This window comes from Nonomuraea sp. NPDC049480, assembly GCF_044465905.1.
In the GTDB taxonomy this organism is placed as follows: Bacteria; Actinomycetota; Actinomycetes; order Streptosporangiales; family Streptosporangiaceae; genus Nonomuraea.
Window position 1 is genome coordinate 259,215 of the sequence record NZ_JBITMD010000003.1, and the last position, 16,627, is coordinate 275,841.

General features: G+C 70.0%; 14 protein-coding genes. 1 reads left to right on the top strand and 13 read right to left on the bottom strand.

Going from position 1 to position 16,627, the window contains the following annotated elements; translation table 11 throughout:
- Window positions 1–71: 71 nt before the first annotated feature.
- From ACIBX3_RS11005 to cseB, 5 genes are all read right to left on the bottom strand, one after another.
- Window positions 72–1,730 (bottom strand): alkaline phosphatase D family protein, encoded by a 1,659-nt coding sequence (locus tag ACIBX3_RS11005; protein ID WP_397115520.1) that lies wholly within the window; start codon window positions 1,728–1,730, stop codon window positions 72–74.
- A 430-nt stretch (window positions 1,731–2,160) separates the two neighbouring features.
- Window positions 2,161–2,427, bottom strand: coding sequence for a MerR family transcriptional regulator (locus tag ACIBX3_RS11010; protein WP_397116375.1), 267 nt, complete (start codon window positions 2,425–2,427; stop codon window positions 2,161–2,163).
- 789 nt (window positions 2,428–3,216) lie between these two features.
- The gene (locus ACIBX3_RS11015) at window positions 3,217–3,717 is read right to left on the bottom strand and encodes a hypothetical protein (protein WP_397115522.1); all 501 of its coding nucleotides are present in this window, start codon (window positions 3,715–3,717) and stop codon (window positions 3,217–3,219) included.
- A 244-nt stretch (window positions 3,718–3,961) separates the two neighbouring features.
- Complete coding sequence (locus ACIBX3_RS11020; RefSeq protein WP_397115524.1) at window positions 3,962–5,224, bottom strand: ATP-binding protein; 1,263 nt, start codon at window positions 5,222–5,224, stop codon at window positions 3,962–3,964.
- Window positions 5,224–5,943 carry a two-component system response regulator CseB gene (gene cseB, locus ACIBX3_RS11025; protein WP_397115526.1) on the bottom strand — a complete coding sequence of 240 codons (720 nt, stop codon included), beginning with the start codon at window positions 5,941–5,943 and terminating at the stop codon, window positions 5,224–5,226. Before cseB ends, ACIBX3_RS11020 begins: the two co-directional genes overlap by 1 nt.
- A gap of 554 nt (window positions 5,944–6,497) precedes the next feature.
- Between cseB and ACIBX3_RS11030 the strand changes: the two genes are divergently transcribed.
- Complete coding sequence (locus ACIBX3_RS11030; protein ID WP_397116377.1) at window positions 6,498–8,009, top strand: trypsin-like serine protease; 1,512 nt, start codon at window positions 6,498–6,500, stop codon at window positions 8,007–8,009.
- A 117-nt stretch (window positions 8,010–8,126) separates the two neighbouring features.
- On the opposite strand, the gene ACIBX3_RS11035 is transcribed toward ACIBX3_RS11030, so the two are convergent.
- The 8 genes from ACIBX3_RS11035 to ACIBX3_RS11070 are packed head-to-tail and all read right to left on the bottom strand — an operon-like array spanning window position 8,127 to window position 16,625.
- Window positions 8,127–9,410: an NAD(P)/FAD-dependent oxidoreductase gene (locus ACIBX3_RS11035; protein ID WP_397115528.1), complete on the bottom strand. Its 1,284-nt coding sequence runs from the start codon at window positions 9,408–9,410 to the stop codon at window positions 8,127–8,129.
- Window positions 9,411–9,424: 14 nt separating this feature from the next.
- A complete protein-coding gene (locus ACIBX3_RS11040; protein WP_397115530.1) occupies window positions 9,425–10,090 on the bottom strand; it encodes a haloacid dehalogenase type II in 666 nt (221 codons plus the stop codon).
- Between the two features lie 20 nt (window positions 10,091–10,110).
- Complete coding sequence (locus tag ACIBX3_RS11045; protein WP_397115532.1) at window positions 10,111–11,085, bottom strand: aldo/keto reductase; 975 nt, start codon at window positions 11,083–11,085, stop codon at window positions 10,111–10,113.
- Window positions 11,082–12,539 (bottom strand): aldehyde dehydrogenase family protein, encoded by a 1,458-nt coding sequence (locus tag ACIBX3_RS11050; RefSeq protein WP_397115534.1) that lies wholly within the window; start codon window positions 12,537–12,539, stop codon window positions 11,082–11,084. Before ACIBX3_RS11050 ends, ACIBX3_RS11045 begins: the two co-directional genes overlap by 4 nt.
- Complete coding sequence (locus ACIBX3_RS11055; RefSeq protein ID WP_397115536.1) at window positions 12,536–13,492, bottom strand: succinylglutamate desuccinylase/aspartoacylase family protein; 957 nt, start codon at window positions 13,490–13,492, stop codon at window positions 12,536–12,538. The genes ACIBX3_RS11050 and ACIBX3_RS11055 overlap by 4 nt, the downstream gene beginning before the upstream one ends.
- Window positions 13,493–13,498: 6 nt before the next feature.
- Window positions 13,499–14,875 (bottom strand): aminotransferase class III-fold pyridoxal phosphate-dependent enzyme, encoded by a 1,377-nt coding sequence (locus ACIBX3_RS11060; protein ID WP_397115538.1) that lies wholly within the window; start codon window positions 14,873–14,875, stop codon window positions 13,499–13,501.
- Complete coding sequence (locus ACIBX3_RS11065; protein ID WP_397115540.1) at window positions 14,872–15,738, bottom strand: ABC transporter permease; 867 nt, start codon at window positions 15,736–15,738, stop codon at window positions 14,872–14,874. The genes ACIBX3_RS11060 and ACIBX3_RS11065 overlap by 4 nt, the downstream gene beginning before the upstream one ends.
- Window positions 15,735–16,625, bottom strand: a complete 891-nt coding sequence (locus tag ACIBX3_RS11070) for an ABC transporter permease (protein ID WP_397115542.1) — start codon at window positions 16,623–16,625, stop codon at window positions 15,735–15,737. The genes ACIBX3_RS11065 and ACIBX3_RS11070 overlap by 4 nt, the downstream gene beginning before the upstream one ends.
- Between the last annotated feature and the right edge of the window lie 2 nt (window positions 16,626–16,627).

A 16,627-nucleotide genomic window follows, 5' to 3' on the forward strand; every position in this document is an offset into this window, starting at 1 on the left:
CCTGCAACAGGTGGCGCGGTATCAGGGCTGACGGCCGGCGGGTGACCTGGAGTGGCGCCTGCCCGGCGTGGTCAGCGTCGCGGTTGCTCGGCGAGATGGTCCAGCTCGCCGGCCACGTCCGGAATGTTCAGAACGCCGACCGGCGGGTTGTCCGCCGTCTGGTGCAGGCCGGGGTTGCCCGCCTCCACCGCGAACGACGCACGAGTCGAGACGGGCGCCCCCGGCCGCGTGACGTAGGGCACGATCCGGTAGTCGACGGTCAACGTCTCCGGAGTCGCCGTGGCGCGCACGTAGCCCCGCTGAACGTTGTGGAACTTCAGGTGCGGATTGGCGGCGAGGAACGTCTGCCCCAGCCCGTCCTGGTCGGCGCCGTCCTTGCCGGAGGCGATCGAGGTCCCGGCGAACTCCACGCCCATGACCGGAGAGTTCGGGTCGTCGAAGTCGGGCTTGAGCTCAGCCGCCAGGCTGCGGTGGATGTCACCGGACAGCACCACCGGATTGCGCACGTTGTGCTCCACCATCCCCGACAGCAGCCGGGCGCGGGCGGAGGCGTAGCCGTCCCACAGATCCATGCCGAAGGCCTGCACGTCGGGACTGGCGTCGTGATCGAGCGGCGCCATGAGCAGTTGCTGCGCCAGCACGTTCCACGTCGAACGCGAGCGCGCGAGGCCGCCGAGCAGCCACTCCTCCTGCCTGGCGCCCAGCATCGTCCGGTTCGGGTCCAGCCGGTCCGCGCATCCGACGTCCAATCCGTCGCCGCACGGCTGGTCGTCGCGATACTGGCGGGTGTCGAGCACGTTGAAGGTCGCCAGCCTGCCGAAGGACGCGCGCCGATAGAGCCGCATGTCAGGCCCTCCGGGCATGGAGGAGCGGCGCAGCGGCAGGTGCTCGTAAAACGCCTGAAAGGCGGCGGCCCGTCGTTGCCGGAAGACCTGCGGGTCCTGGTCGGGCTCGGTGTCGATCTGGGAGATGTCCTTGGCCCAGTTGTTCTCCACGTCGTGGTCGTCGACCGTCACCATCCAGGGGAACGCCGCGTGCGCGGCCTGCAGGTCGGGGTCGGTCCGGTAGAGGGCGTGCCGGTTGCGGTACTCCGTCAGGGTGAAGGTCTCCTTCAGGTACTGCTCGGGCAGGCTGAGCCCGCGCACCCCGCCGGTGGCGGGCACACCGTACTCGTAGATGTAGTCGCCCAGGTGGAAGACCACGTCCAGGTCCTCCTGGGCCAGGTGCCGGTAGGCGGTGTAGAAGCCCTCATACCAGCACTGACAGGAGACGAAGGCGAACGCCAGGGCGCTCACGTCCGCCCCCGGCGGAGGTGCGGTCTTGGTCCGGCCGACCGGGCTGATCTCGCCGCCCGCGCGGAACCGATAGAAGTACTCCCTGCCGGGACGCAGGCCGTGCAGCTCGACGTGCACGCTGTGCCCACGCTCCGGTCTGGCCAGGCTGATCCCCTGGCGAACGACACGCCGGAACCGGTCATCGGCGGCGACCTGCCATTGCACCGGTACGGCCTGATCCGGCATACCGCCGCGACCGTCCACGGCCAGCGGATCAGGAGCCAGCCTGGTCCACAACACGACCCCGTCGGGCGCCGGATCGCCCGACGCCACCCCAAGGGTGAAGGGGGTGCTCGCGGCAGCCGCTGTTCCCGCCCCCACCCAGCCCGGTATCGCGGCGGCCGAGCCCGCCACCATCGTCGCTGTGAGGAATCCCCGACGGCTGTACCTGTTCATGCGCGAGCTCCTGTCGATCATGTGCGTACCCCACCATGACCGCAGAAGCCGAAAGTGATCAAGAGGTTGAAATCTCGTGGCTTTGTGCTAAACGATCCCCCGAGCCGGCCGACGGCGATCGGCTACCACTGATGCGTCACGGACTCCGACTCCTGATCAGTGGCTGCACGACAAGCCCAGAGAGCCGTCAAGCCCCGGGGGCTTCCGGGCGAGACCACTGAGGGCTGGACATGCCGCCAGAACAAGGGAGTCAGCCCACGCCGGTCGGCGGGCTTGGGCGGCTGAGCCAAGGCGGGATCGGCAAGAACGTCTTGCAGCATCAGCGTGGTGATGTGGACGATCACCGGCTCGCGGACGCGTTCGAGGTGGAGGCGTCGGTGGAGGAGGCCGTGTGGCCTGGTCCACGCGGTCGGAGACCAGGCCGCCGGTGTCAGTTCCCGGCCGTGCGCTCGCGTTCGTATTCGGCGTTGATGCGCTGCGCCTCGGCGAGCTGGTCTTCCAAGATGATGATGCGGCAGGCGGCTTCCACGGGGGTGCCCTGGTCGACGAGTTCCCGGGCCCTGGCTGCCAGGCGCAGCTGGTAGCGGGAGTAGCGGCGGTGGCCGCCGCTGGAGCGTTTCGGCTCGATCAGATGGGCGGCGCCCAGAGCCCGCAGGAACGTCGGGGTGACGCCGAGCATCTCGGCGGCCGCGCCCATGCTGTAGGCGGGGTAGTCCTCATCGTCGAACCGGTCGTCGGCCGTGTGTTCGGCCGTATCCGTAATCCTGCCGGGCGTGAGCGTGTCACCCTCGGCAGCCGAGCGGCGTTGATCCATACATTCCTTTCTCATCACGCGCACAGGGGGCCCCGGCGCCTGTTGCGCCGGGGCCCCGAAGAGTTCAACACCATCTACCGGCCATCCGGCCGGCTTACTGTTTTCCGCATCCGCCGTACTGAACGGCGGTGATGCGCGGATCGCGGATGCGTGACCGTAGACCACCTTCCTATCTGTGGAACTGCGGTACCCGAGCGGCGGAACTTCAGCCGGCAACGGGCGATCCCGATGGCGTCAACACTCCCTTCGTCTTTCTCTTCCGGACCGCTTGTTCAACTTCACCTTCGGCAGCGCGTCCACGGTCAGGGCCCCTTGCCACTGCGCTGGCCCGTCACGTCCGACCTTCTGCCGATCAACTACCGACTTCGTCCTGCTGCGGGCAGTTCGTCGTGGTGCTCGTGCTTACTGCTGCTGCCCGGTGGATCCGTTCCTTGCGATGCCAGAAACACTAGCGCCATCGGATGCAAATGTCTACCGCGGCGACAACAGATTTTCGGTACGGGGTGACACCGACTTCCGGCCGTCGCTGGAGCACGCCGCCGAGCCCGGACCGGAGCATCATCAAGGTCGCGACAGCGCCGAGGGCGAGGGATGCGATCGCCGGCACCCACGTGCGGCCGTGTCCCCGCGGCGCGGGCTCATCTCCTGGCTTTCCGGAGCAATGCCCGGACGTCATTTGCCGTAGCACTCCTTCAAGCCGTCCGGCGAGACGCCATCAGGCACCTCCACCTGTGCGGCTTGCCCGGGAGCCGGATCTTTGACGTCGTACCCGTGGTCGCGGAGGCACTGGAGGGTCTTGAGCTCCTTCTCCTTCGCTTCTTCGCCGGACATGGCGGGCTGGTCGTCGGAGGCCGCAGGCGGCTTGCCGATCTTCTTGATGCAGGCGTCTCTCGCTACTTCGTACGCGTCCTGCCGGTTGCCGAAGTCGATTTTTCCGGCCTCCTCCGGAAGCTCGAAGCCCTTGTCGCTCAGGCACGACCGGAACTTGATCTCCCATTCGGTGTACCTCTGGTCGGCCGTACCGGCGGAATCGGAAACAGACGCGGAAGCCGACGAGCTGTTCGGCGTGCCGCTCGGCTCGCCGGCGTTGCCGCAACCGGCCATCAGGCCCGCGAGGCAGGCGAAGGCCGCGAGTGCGACGCGAGTGCGAGGGAGGTGACGTGTGCTCGGCATGGTTTTCTTTCGTGGCTATGGCCGCCCGGCGATCGGGAGGAGTGGGTGGGCAGAGCACATGGAAAGCTCCGCTCCGAGAAGGTCGGTACGCCGCGTGGCGCACGTCAGCCACCCTGCGCGGTACAGGAGTCCATGCGGTCGCGGTCGCGTATCCGCGGCCGCTTGGATACGTATCGGGTGTGTGTCGGCCCTCGGCCGCGGATCGCCCGGCTTTCAGCAGTCTTCAGGGAGCGTCAGACAGGTATCAGCCCTCGGAGCTGGTATCGCCCCGCAGGTGGAGCGTGGCGATCGCGCCGCCGTCCGGGGCGTTGGCGAAGGCGAGCCCGGCGCCGATCACCTGGGCCTGGCCAAGGGCGATGGTCAGGCCCAGGCCGTGGCCCCGGCCGCGTTCGGCCGCGCCGGTGCGGAAGCGCTGCGGTCCGTCTGCCAGCAGTTCGCCGGGGAAACCGGGGCCGTGGTCGCGTACGACGATCGCCGTGCCGTTCACGGTGACCTCGACCGGAGAGCGTCCGTGGCGGTGGGCGTTGGCGACCAGGTTGGCGATGATCCGGTCGAGGCGGCGCGCATCGGTGTCGGCGACTGGATCACCGGTCACCGTCAGCTGGACCTGCAGTCCCGTCCGGCCTACGGACTCCTCGACGACCCGGCCCAGCGGCACCGGAGCACGATCAGCCCGCTCCGTGCCCGCGTCGAGGCGGGAGATCTCCAGCAGGTCCTCCACCAGCGTCCGCAGCACCCGCACCCGATCTCTGACCAGCTCGGTCGCCTCGCTCTCCGGGAGCAGTTCGGCCGAGATGACCAGGCCCATCAGCGGGGTGCGCAGCTCATGGGCTACATCGGCGGTGAAACGTTGTTCGCTGAGCAGCCGGTCCCGCAGGCTGTCGGCCATCGAGTCGACGCCGGCCGAGATGTCGGTGATCTCGTCGCCGCCCCGGCCGCCCACCATGCTCCGGGCTTCCAGGTCGCCGGCCGCGATACGCCGCGCGGTCCGGGCCACCCGCCTCAGCCGCCGGTTGGGCAGCTCGGCGGCCAATGCCGCCAGGGGCACGACAACGGCGAGCACGGCCAGCGAGGCCATCACGATGTGCCGGTCCAGGGCCTGCAGACTGCGGGTCTCGGGGCCCATGTCGATCTTCACGGCCAGCGCCTGGCCGCCGGCTTGCTGCACCGCCCACATCCAGGGAATGTCCGGCCGGCGGTCGTCGTACCAGGTGATGTACTGCCCGGTGCTCCTGGCCTGCTGGAGCAGTACGGGCGGAATCTCGGCGGGATTCACATAATCCGGTGTCCTGCCCGTACGCCGGTAGTCGTCCACCACGACCAGCAGTTCGCTGAACGCCCGGTCCCTGCCCAGGCTCATGGAACGCTCAAAGGTGCTCTGGTGGACCAGCACCCCAACGGCCAGCGCGACCGCGCAGGACGCCATGGCCACCAGCGCGGCGATCTTCCAGCGCAGCGACCTCCAGTCCAGCAGCCCACATGCCGCCCGGGCGATGGCGTGTCCCATCAGCGCCGCAGCTTGTAGCCGAAGCCGCGGACCGTCTCGATCCGGTCGGGGCCGATCTTCTTGCGCAGCCGCTGCACACACAGGTCGACGACGCGGCTGTCCCCGTCCCAGCCGTAGTCCCAGACGTTGCGCAGCAGCGTCTGCCGGCCCAGCACGATCCCCGGATTCGCCGCGAACTCCAGCAGCAAGCGCAACTCGGTGGGAGCCAGCGCGACCGGCTCACCGGCCCGGTGCACTTCCAGACCCTGGGGATCGATGGCCAGGTCCCCGAAGACCAAGCAGCCGGGGGCGGGCTCCGGAGAGCGCTCAGGGCCTGGGACGAAGGAGGCTCGGCGCAGCAGGGAACGGATCCTGGCCACCAGCACGGAGGTCTCGACCGGCTTGACGACGTAGTCATCGGCCCCCGCCTCCAGGCCCGACACCACGTCCAGGGCGTCACCACGCGCGGACATCATCAGGATCGGGTCCATGCTGGACTCCCGGATCTTCCGGCACAGCCCGATGCCGTCCAGCCCCGGCAGCATCACGTCCAGCAGCAGCACGTCGTGCCGCTGCTCCCTGAACAGTTCGAGGCCGGTCAGACCGTCGCCCGCCGTGCTCACGCGATAGCCGTAGCGCTCCAGCGCCATCCCGACCGTCTTGCGGATCACCTCGTCGTCCTCGACGAGCAGCACGGTGACAGGGGTCGACGGGCTGCTACCGACATCCGAAACCGACATTGCTCCCCGAATATGGTCGATAGTTTAAAAACAATATAAGGACTCTCTTTGTGGGGGCACGAAAACCTCGTCGGCCCCTCCGGGGACGTTCACCGCGGTAGCGGCGCCTCGATCACCCCGTGCCATGCAGGTGTCCATGTTGTCGATGCCGGACCTCCATGACGGCTCAGCCGTGTATCAGCCGTGAATCAACCGTCCACGCGCGTCGGTGTGGTCGTCGCGATCGTGGCGGCTGTCGCACCCGATGACCCCTGAAGCTGGGCGATGCGCGGCTGAGGACTGATACACACCCGATACGTATCCAAGCGGCCGCGGATACGCGACCGCGACCGCATGGACTCCTGTACCGCGCAGGGTGGCTGACGTGCGCCACGCGGCGTACCGACCTTCTCGGAGCGGAGCTTTCCATGTGCTCTGCCCACCCACTCCTCCCGATCGCCGGGCGGCCATAGCCACGAAAGAAAACCATGCCGAGCACACGTCACCTCCCTCGTACTCGCGTCACACTCGCGGCCTTCTCTGCGCGTTTTCGTTTCCCTCTCGTCGTTCCCGTGATGCTGGCCGCGCTGGCGGCGACCGCGACTCCGGCGTTCGCCCTGCGTGGCGGCGTCGAGTCGGTGCAGCCGTACTCGTTCATGGGCTCGTTACAGCGCGCCGAATCCCCGCGCGCGGACGGCCATGTCTGCGGAGTGACGTTGATCGCGCCGCAGTGGGTGATCACCGCGAGCCACTGCGCCCGCACGCCCAATCAGGCTCAGGTCGGCACCCCCCGTGGCTGGCGGGTGCGCATCGGCTCGCTGAGCGTGACCTCCGGCGGTGAACTGGCCGAGGTCGACAAGTTCTACAGGTACTCCACCGAGGTCTACGGCAAGGATCTCGCGCTGCTGCACCTGCGCACTCCGGTTCGGGCGAAGCCGGCGCGGATCGCGCCGGCCACGCCGGCCGACCACACCCCCACTCGCATCATCGGCTGGGGCGTGACCTGTGACCAGCGCGCACCGAAGTGCTACCCGAACCGCCTGCGCGAGGCCGACACCGTGGTGCAGCCGGACCGGAAATGTGAAGTGAGCGGTATCACCGCGGCGCGTGAGCTGTGCGTGGGCAGCCCGGACGGAAGCATCTCGGCCACCAACATGGATTCCGGTGGCCCGTCGCTGGTCCGCCGCGGTGGCAGCTGGCTGCTGGCCGGGGCGGTCAGCGGCAGCAACGGCAACGACACGCCGACGGTGTACAGCGACGTGTCGGTGTATCGGAAGTGGATCCGAGGCATCGTCACGGGCATCGCAGTTCCGCCGGAACGGCCCATGCCGTCGCTGGAGGGTGCCGTGCAGTTCGGTGGCTGTTCCGGCGCCGTGGTCCGCACCATGGCCGCCCGGGCGGAGGATCAAGCCCTGCTCCTCACCAACGGCCACTGCGTCGAGGGCACCCGCCCTGCGCCGGGGTCGGCGCTGGTCGATCAGCCGGCCGCCCAGCCGGTCACGATCACCGACCGCGAGGGTTACCCCAAGGTCGAGGCCAGGACGACCCGGCTGGTCTACGCCACCATGACGGGCACCGACGTCGCCCTGTACCGCCTGGACCGGACCTATGCGGAGCTGGCCGCCGCCGACGCCAAGGTCTTCGACCTCACCAGAACCCCGGCCGCGGCCGGGGACCGGGTGGACCTGTTGTCCGGCAACTGGGGCCGCCGCTGGAGCTGCGCGGTGAAGGCCGTGGTGCCGGGGCTGCGGGAGGGCGGGTACGAGCAGGAGAACGCACTCAGGTACACCAGCGCCTGCGAACCAGGGCACGGGGCCTCGGGGTCACCGCTGATCGCCCCGGACGGGCAGACCGTGGTCGGGCTGCACAACACGAGCAACGACGACGGGAAGAGCTGCACGGAGAACAACCCGTGTGAAGTCGACGCGGCCGGCAAGGTGACGGTACGCAAGGGCGCCCGTTACGGCCAGCAGGTCGCGGCCGTGCCCGCCTGCCTGGCGCCCGGCTCGGTGCTGGACCTGTCCCGCCCGGGTTGCACGCTACCTCCGCCCAGCCGCCTGACGGGCGGAACAAGGAAAGCCGGATAGTGCCCGGCCAGTAAGGATGCAGGCCGGGTGCACGGTGTTGATGATCATCAAGAGGCTCCTCGCGGCCAGGAGCGCCGGCCGCGAGGAGGCCGATTCTGTTGCGTCGGTGCGCAGGTGTCAGCCGAAGCGGTCCTTCGCCTTGTAGTACGCGCCGGCGAAGGGCAGGAACCAGGCGGTGCCGTTGTAGAACGGCACGGGCACCTTGGGAAAGCCGAGCCCGCGCCAGGGGTTGGCCTCGGGACGGCCGTCCATCATGTCGGCGAGCGCACGCCCCATGTAGGTGGCCATCTGCACGCCGTGGCCGCAGTAACCCCCCGAGTAGTACATGCCGTCCTGCTCGCCGGCGTGCGGGATGCGGTCGTAGCTGAAGCCGACGCTGCCGCCCCATGCGTAGTCGATCTTGACGTTGGCGAGCTGGGGGAAGATCTCGGCCATCTCCCGCTTGAGCACCGCGCCGCTCTTGCGGTCGGAGGCCGGGTCGGACGGGGCGAAGCGGGCCCGGCCGCCGAAGGCGAGCCGGTTGTCGGGGGTGAGCCGGATGTAGTGGCCGATGTTCTTGGAGTCGACCACCAGACGCGCGTTCGGGATGATCTCGCGGGCCAGCTCCTCGCCCAGCGGCTCGGTGACGATGATGAAGCTGCCGACGCAGATCAGCCGCTTGCGCAGCCACGGCAGCGCGCCGTCGCTGTAGGCGTCGGTGGCGGCGACGACCTGCCTGGCCCGGATGAGGCCGTTCAGTGTCTCCACCTCGAAGCCGCCCCCCGGCGTGCGCCGCAGCGCGGTGGCGGCGTTGCGCTCGTGGATCTCGGCGCCGGCGCGTTCGGCGGCCTCGGCCAGGCCGTGCACGTACTTGCCGACGTGCAGGCCCGCGCTGAGCGGGTCGAGCAGCGCGCCGTGGTAGTAGTCCGAGCCCAGCTCGGTACGCAGCTCGCCGGGTCCTATGAGGGTGGTCTCGTGGCCGAAGTTCTCGGCGAGATCGCGCTGCTTGGCACGCATCCGCTCGAAGTGCGCCGGTTTGAAGGCGACACCCAGGCGGCCGGAGCGGCGGAAGTCGCAGTCGATGTCTTCCTTGAGCGTCAGCTCCTCGACGAGGTCCACGGCGTGGCGGAAGGAGTCGTACAGCTCGCGGGCGCGTTCCTGGCCGTAACGTTCGCGTGCCTGGCCGGTGGTGATGGTGATGCCCTGGGTGCACATGCTGCCGTTGCGCCCGGAGGCGCCCGAGCCGACCTTGTCCTTCTCGACGAGGACGACCCGGGCGCCCCTGCCGGCGGTGTGCAGGGCGGTGGACAGACCAGTCAGCCCGCCGCCGATGACCACCACGTCGGCCTCGTCCGGCAACGGCCTGCCGGACCGGTCGGGTAGCGGGGGAGCGGTGTCGAGCCAGTACGGGATCTGCTTCATCGTGGGTTCCGTTCTCAGCAGCCGAGCAGTGCAGGCAGGCCCGACAGGTCGTTCAGCTCGTCGTAGGGCTGGTAGTCGGAGCTGCCGCGGCGGCCGTAGCGGTTGATCCACACGCGCCGCTCGAGGCCGAGGTCGCGGGTGGGGATGTGGTCGTACTCCCAGCCCTGGGCAGTGTGGATCACCTGGGACGGCTCGACGTCCATGACCTTGAAGGCGTGCTCGAAGGCCTGGCGGTCCGGCTTGTACGCCCTGGCCTGCTCGGCGGTGATGACATAGTCGAACTCCACGCCGATGTTGGCGACGTTGTGCTTGATGAGGTCGTCGTCGGAGTTGGAGATGATCGCGATCTCGTACTTGCTCTTGAGCGCCCGCAGCGCGTCCGGCACCTCGGGGTGCGGGCCGAACGTGGGCACCGCCTCGACCAGGGCGTCGCCGTCGGAGGTGCGGTAGTCGAGGCCGTGCAGGCGCATGGCGTTGCGCAGGCTGGAGTGCAGCACCTCGTGGTAAGGGCGGTACGCCTCCAGCACGGCCTGGAAGCGCATGACGCGGAAGTCGTCAAGGAACTCCTCCACGTTGAGCCCGTCGAGGTCCAGCCGGTCGGCGAGGACTTTGAGCGTGGTGGGCCCGAGCTGGAAGTCGATCAGTGTTCCGTAGGCGTCGAAGGTGACTACCTGTCGCATGTCGTTCAACCTCATGGTGTTCAGACCACCCGTTCGCCGGGCGGCACGATGTGATCGAGCGCGGCCAGGTCGGCCGCGTCCGGGGTCCAGCCGGCCGCCGCCGCGTTGGCGGTGACCTGCTGCGGGGTCATCGCCCCGCAGATGACGGAACCCACCTGGGGCAGCGCCGCCAGGCCGCCGACGGCGACCTGCAGCAGGGTGAGGCCGCGTTGGGCCGCGTAGGCGGTGAGGGCCTCGACGTGGTCGAGCGCCTGCTCGGTGAGCCAGCCGTGCCGCCACGACAGCCTGCTGCCCGGCGGCGGCGGCTCACCGCGCCTGTACTTGCCGCTGAGCAGGCCGTTGGCGAGCGGATAATACGGCAAAAGCCCGACGCCGTACGCGGCGCAGGCCGGGATCAGCTCCTGCTCGGCGCCCCTGTCGAGCAGGTGGTAGCGGGCCTGGGTGCTGACGAACGGCGCGCGCCGATCCCAGCGGGCCTGCCAGGCGGCGTCGGCCAGCATCCAGGCGGGCATGTTGGAGCAGCCGACGTGGCGCACCTTGCCTTCGGCGACCAGCTCGCTCAGCGCTTCGAGGGTGACGGCGAGCGGGGTGACGCCGTCGGGCTCGTGGTACTGGTAGAGGTCGATGCGGTCGGTGCCGAGCCGGCGCAGCGACTCCTCCACGGCGTGCCGGATGTAACGGCGGGCGCCGCGCGGGCCGAGCTCTTCGTAGGCGTTGCCCATGCTCATGCCGAACTTGGTGGCCAGCACCACCTCGTCGCGGTGGCCCTTGAGCGCGGCGCCGAGCAGGCGCTCGCTGTCGCCGGCGTCGCCGCCGCCGTACGCGCCGTAGGTGTCGGCGGTGTCGAACAGGGTGATGCCCGCGTCCAGGGCGGCGCGGACGACGGCCTTGGTGCCGTCCTCGTCCAGGCGGGAGCCGAAGTTGTTGCCGCCGACGCCCACCACGGACACCACCGGGCCGTCGCGGCCGAGCCTGCGGTAACGCATGCCGCTCATCGGGGCGTCCCGAAGCCGAGGCAGACGTTCTTGAGCTGGGTGTAGCCGTTCAGCGCCTCCAGACCCTTCTCACGGCCCCACCCGCTGTGCTTGTAGCCGCCGAAGGGCAGCTCCACGCCGGTGCCGACGCCGGTGGCGTTGACGTACACCTGGCCCGCTCTGATGCCCTCAGCCAGCCGCATCGCCGTGGTCATGTCGCGGGTCCACACGTACGACGACAGTCCGTACGGGCTGTCGTTGGCGATGTCCAAGGCCTCCGCAGCGTCGCCGAACTCGATGACCGTGAGGACGGGCCCGAAGATCTCCTCCTGCGCGCACCGCGCGGCGTTGGTGAGCCCCGTCAGCACGGTCGGCTCGATGAAGTACCCGTCGGCGAGCGCCGAGTCGGCGGGACGTCCGCCGCCGGTGCGGATGGTGGCGCCCTCCTGACGGGCCAGCTCCAGGTACGTCTGCACGCGGTCGCGTTGCCGCGCCGACACCAGCGGCCCCATGTCCGGGTCGTCCAGGCCGGGCCCGAGCCGCAGGTACGCGGCGTGCGCGACGAGCCGATCGAGGAACTCCTCGGCGCCGCGCTGCAGCAGCAGCCGGGTGCCGGCGGAGCACGTCTGCCCGGCGTTGCCGAACGCCGAGGCCGCCACGCCGGCGAGCGCCTGGTCGAAGTCCGCGTCGGCGAAGACGATGGCGGGCGACTTGCCGCCCAGCTCCACGACCGACGGCACCACGTTCGCGGCGGCGGCCTGCGCGACCTTGATCCCGGTCGGCACCGAGCCGGTGAACGTCACCTGGTCGATGCCGGGGTGGCCGGCCAGGGCCGCGCCGGTCACGCCGTCGCCGGGCACCACGTTGAGCACCCCGGGCGGCAGGCCGCACTCCAGCGCGATCCGCCCGATCTCCAGCGGCGTCAGCGGCGCCTCCGGCGACGGCTTGAGCACGACGGTGCAGCCGGCGGCGAGGGCGGGGGCCGCGCCGCGGGCGGTGTTCTGCAGCGGGTAGTTGAACGGGATGATCTGCGCCGACACGCCGATCGGCTCGCGGACGGTGTAGTCGAGCAGGCCCCGGCCGAGCGGGATCGTGGCGCCGCCGAGCTTGTCGGCGATGCCGGCGTAGAACTCGAAGTAGTGGGCCGCCGCCTCGACGTCGGCGTAGGCCTGGCGCAGCGGCTTGCCCACGTCCAGGCTCTCCAGCTCGGCCAGATCGCCGGCCTGGTGGCGGATCTCCTGGGCGATGCGGGTGAGCAGCCGGCCGCGCTCGGCCGGCCGCAGGCACGCCCACTCGGGTGAGACGAGTGCGGCGCCGGCGGCGGCCACCGCGCTGTCGATGTCGGCGGGGCCGCCGCGGGACACCTCGGCGATGGGGGTGCCGCGGGCCGGGTCGACGACGGTGAAGGTGGCCCCGTCACGGGCGGGGACCCTCTTGCCGTCGATGAGCAGCTCGCGCACGGAACGGCTGGTCATGGCCGGAGCTCCCCTTCGACCGCGCCGAAGATGACGACCTCGTCGCCGGTGCGGACGGTGCGGATGCGGCGCACCCACAGCACGATGCCGTCCTGCGGGGCGCGGATCTCCTCCAGGATGGCGCCGTAGTGGTCGACGACGCGGCCGATGAGGTCGCCCTGCTTGCACTCCTCGCCGGGGTCGGCGTGGCCGAGGAAGAAACCGCCGGCGGACGAGCGCGCGAAGGTGCCGCTGACCTCCGTGTACGTGTCGAGCAGTTCCGCTTGGCCGTCGATCATGCCGAGGTGCCGCATGATGTTGCGGACGGAGCGCACGTGCAGGGCGACCGTCTCCTCGCGGTAGGTGCCGCCGCCGGCCTCGACCGTGATGGCGGGCTTGCCGGCCTGCAGTGCGGACAGGCGGGCGGTGCCGCCCCACTTGCCGCCCTTCCAGATCAGCGGGTGGCCGGCGGCCAGGCCGATGCCGGTGGCCAGCTCCTCGTAGCCGCCCTGGACGATGGTGAGCGGCGCGATCTCGCCGTACGCGCCGCCGGTGTGCAGGTCGACCAGGGCGTCCACGGCCGGGATGACCTGCTCGACGAAGGCGGCGGCCAGCCGCAGCGAGTAGGAGCCGTCGGGGTCGCCGGGGAAGATGCGGTTGAGGTTGGCATGGTCGAGGCCGCTGGTGCGGGCGGCCGCCTCGAAGGCGGGGGCGTTCACGCAGGGGATGCCGACGAGGGTGCCGCGCAGCGTGGCCGGGTCGGTCTCGGCGAGGACGCGGCGGATGGCCTCCATGCCGTCGTATTCGTCGCCGTGCACGCCGCCGTCCACGCACAGGACCGGGCCGGGGGCGGCGCCGTTGATCACGATCAGCGGGATGCCCAGGTCGACGCCGTACGTGCTGACGCCGACGGGGATGAGGCCCTGGACGCGCTCTCCGGGTGCGCAGCTCACCGGGCCGATGGTGTATGTCACTGGTTTCTACCTTTCCAAGGAAATGAGCCGGTGCGACGCCTCGTCGAGCGTGGCGGCGATGATGTCGGCGATCCGGTCGAGCAGGTCGGCTTCGGCGATCAGCGGTGGGGCGATCTGAACCAGGGGGGCGGCCCGGTCGTAGACGCGGGCCAGCAAGCCTGCCTCGCGCAGCCGGCGTGGGATGAGGTCGTGGATGAGCGCCGCCCGCGCCGCCTCGCTGAATGCGCCGCCCTCGCGGTCGCCGGCCAGCTCGACGGCGTAGAAGTAGCCTGCGCCGCGCACGTCGGCGACGATCGGCAGGGCGCCGAGCGCGATCATGCGCTTGGCCAGGTGCTCTTGGTGGGCGCGGACGTTGTCCAGCACCCGGTCGCGTTCCATGATGTCGAGGGCGCGCAGCGCGATGGCGGCGCACAGCGGGTGCCCGGAGAAGGTGTAGCCGTGATTGAGCACCTCGCCCGGCCGGTTCAGCACCTCGGCGACGCGGGCGCTGACCATGGTGGCGCCCATCGGGGCGTAGCCGGCCGTGATGCCCTTGGCCAGGGTGATCAGGTCGGGCCGGGCGCCGTAGCGGTCGCCGCCGAACCACTCGCCGAGCCGGCCGAACCCGGTGATGACCTCGTCGGCGACGAGCAGGAACCCGTACCGGTCGGCCAGGCGGCGCAGCCCCTCCCAGTAGCCCGCGGGCGGGGGAATGCAGCCGCCGCGGTTCTGCACCGGCTCGGCGATGAACATCGCGACGTTCTCCGGGCCCGCCCCCAGGATCGCGGCCTCGGCGTCCGCCAGCAGGTGGGCTGTGAACGCGGCGTCGTCCAGCGGCTCCGGCAACAGGGCACGGTTGGTGTTGGCGACGAACGTGGTCGGCACGGCGGGGGGTCCGTACGGCTCCTTGAGCTCGGGGTGGTCGGTGAACGACAGGGCGCCCAGGGTGAGCCCGTGGTAGGCGCCGCGCCTGGCCAGCGCCTTGGTCCGGCCGGGCTCACCACGCAACACGTGGTAGCGGCGCACGATCTTCCAGGCGGTCTCGACGGCTTCGGCGCCGCCGCTGCTGAAGAACGTGTGCTCCATCCCGTCAGGGGCGAGGCCGGCGAGCCGCCTGGCCAGTTCCAGGGCCGCCGGGTGCGCGGAGGCGGTCCACAGGGGGCTGTAGCACAGCTCGCGCAGCTGCCGCTCGGCCGCCTCGGCGATCTCACCGGCGTAGCCGTAGCCGAGCTGGGCGCAGTAGAGCCCGGACATGCCGTCGATGTAGCGGGTGCCGCCCGAGTCGTACACGTAGGGGCCGTCGCCACGGGTCACGACGAACAGTTCCTTGCCGCCCTCGCCGAGCGAGCCGTTCGCGGTCATGTTGAGCAGCAGGTGCCGCTCCGCTGCCCGGGTGGCGTTCACAGCGCCTCCTTGCCCGGAGCACCGAGGGCCGTGGCGGTTTCGACCGACAGCAGGGCGTTCTGCCGGCCGGAGCCGAGCCAGCGCACCAGCCCGACCAGCACGAGGGCGAGGATCGCGAAGGCGATCAGCAGCGCGCTGACCGCGGTCACGCTGGGATCGATGTCGAACATCAAGGAGTTGTAGATCTGCACCGGCAGGGTGAGGGTGCCGACGGAAGACAGGAACTGGGAGACGTAGAAATCATCGAAACTGGTGATGAAAGAGAAGATCGCCGCCGCGACCATCCCCGGCGCGGCCAGGGGGAAGGTGATCCGCCGGGCGATCGTCAGGCGGCCCGCTCCCATGCTCGCCGCGGCGTCCTCCAGGCGTTCATCGATCCCGCGCAGCGTCGCGACGAGGATCAGCACCGCGATCGGCGAGGCCATCACGGTGTGCCCCAGGGCGATCGCGAGCGGGCTGCCCAGCATCGAGGCGGGCTCGAAGAGCAGGAACAGGCCCAGGGCGGTGACGATGTGCGGGATGACCAGCGGCCCCAGGACCAGGGCGTAGACCGCGGAGCGCAGCGGCAGTTCGCTGCGGGTCAGCGCGGTCGCCGCGGTCACACCGATGATCAGTGAGAACACGGTGCTGATCGAGGCGATGAAGGCGCTCAGCGACAGCGCGCCCGGCCATTTGCTGCCGTCGGCGAACAGCGCCTGGTACCAGCCGAGCGACCAGGAGTCCGGCGGGAACGATGCGAAGGCGCTCTTGCTGAACGAGGTGACGACGATCACGACGATCGGCAGCGCCAGGAACAGCAGGATCACGGTGGCGGCCGCGGTCAGCGCGATCCGCCCGGTGAGGGTGCTACGCAGTCCGATCATGACGCGCTCCTCTTCTTCGCCTCGCCGAGGGAGCTGACGAGCTTGACCAGAAGCAGACCGGCGAAGGTCAGCAGCAGCAGGATGACGCCCTCGGCGGCCGCCCCGTTCCACCGGTTCTCCTTCATCACCTGCTGGTTGATGAGGGTGGCGATCATCGTCTGGTTGGGGCTGCCCATCAGGGCCGGGGTGATGTAGTAGCCCAGCGAGAGGATGAAGCTGAGCAGTCCGGCCGTGGCCAGTCCGGGAGCGACCAGCGGGAGATAGACCCGGCGGAAGATGACCAGGCGGCCGGCCCCCATGCTGGCCGCGGCGGCGAGCAGCCTGCGGTCCACGCCGCGCATCACCCCGTACAGCAACAGCACGGTGTACGGCAGCATCACCGCGGTGGTGCCGATGACCACGCCGATCTCGTTGTAGAGCAGCTGGTACGGCGCCCCGGGGATCCCCAGGCCGACGAGGACCTGGTTCACCAGGCCCTTGTCGCCGAGCATGATGATCCATCCGTAGGTGCGCACCAGGGCGCTGATGAAGTGCGGGACGACGACGATCAGCATGGCGAGTCCGGCCAGCAGAGGCCCCAGCCGGGAGATCGCATTCGCCAGGAGGAACCCGATGACCAGGCTGAACAGCGCCGTCTCGGCGGAGATCCGCAGCGTGGTGAACAGCACCGACAGGTTCACGCCCGTCAGCGCGTCGACGTACCAGTTCAGCGTCAGGGCCCCGTCGAGGTCCTTCACGCTGAGCAGCAGCGTGCTGAAGATCGGGTAGACGAACAGCACCAGCAGGTAGACCACGGCCGGCAGCGCGTAGAGGATCCCGATCCGGGTCCTGCGGGAGGCCAGGAGCTTGCGGGGGCGGGCGGGGGCGCCGGCGAGGGTGGCGGCCATGG

Coding starts and splice junctions, on each gene's coding strand:
- ACIBX3_RS11005 (WP_397115520.1), bottom strand. CDS start 1,730: ATGAACAGGTACAGCCGTCGGGGATTCCTCACAGCGACGATGGTGGCG.
- ACIBX3_RS11010 (WP_397116375.1), bottom strand. CDS start 2,427: ATGGGCGCGGCCGCCGAGATGCTCGGCGTCACCCCGACGTTCCTGCGG.
- ACIBX3_RS11015 (WP_397115522.1), bottom strand. CDS start 3,717: ATGCCGAGCACACGTCACCTCCCTCGCACTCGCGTCGCACTCGCGGCC.
- ACIBX3_RS11020 (WP_397115524.1), bottom strand. CDS start 5,224: ATGGGACACGCCATCGCCCGGGCGGCATGTGGGCTGCTGGACTGGAGG.
- cseB (WP_397115526.1), bottom strand. CDS start 5,943: ATGTCGGTTTCGGATGTCGGTAGCAGCCCGTCGACCCCTGTCACCGTG.
- ACIBX3_RS11030 (WP_397116377.1), top strand. CDS start 6,498: ATGCTGGCCGCGCTGGCGGCGACCGCGACTCCGGCGTTCGCCCTGCGT.
- ACIBX3_RS11035 (WP_397115528.1), bottom strand. CDS start 9,410: ATGAAGCAGATCCCGTACTGGCTCGACACCGCTCCCCCGCTACCCGAC.
- ACIBX3_RS11040 (WP_397115530.1), bottom strand. CDS start 10,090: ATGCGACAGGTAGTCACCTTCGACGCCTACGGAACACTGATCGACTTC.
- ACIBX3_RS11045 (WP_397115532.1), bottom strand. CDS start 11,085: ATGAGCGGCATGCGTTACCGCAGGCTCGGCCGCGACGGCCCGGTGGTG.
- ACIBX3_RS11050 (WP_397115534.1), bottom strand. CDS start 12,539: ATGACCAGCCGTTCCGTGCGCGAGCTGCTCATCGACGGCAAGAGGGTC.
- ACIBX3_RS11065 (WP_397115540.1), bottom strand. CDS start 15,738: ATGATCGGACTGCGTAGCACCCTCACCGGGCGGATCGCGCTGACCGCG.
- ACIBX3_RS11070 (WP_397115542.1), bottom strand. CDS start 16,625: ATGGCCGCCACCCTCGCCGGCGCCCCCGCCCGCCCCCGCAAGCTCCTG.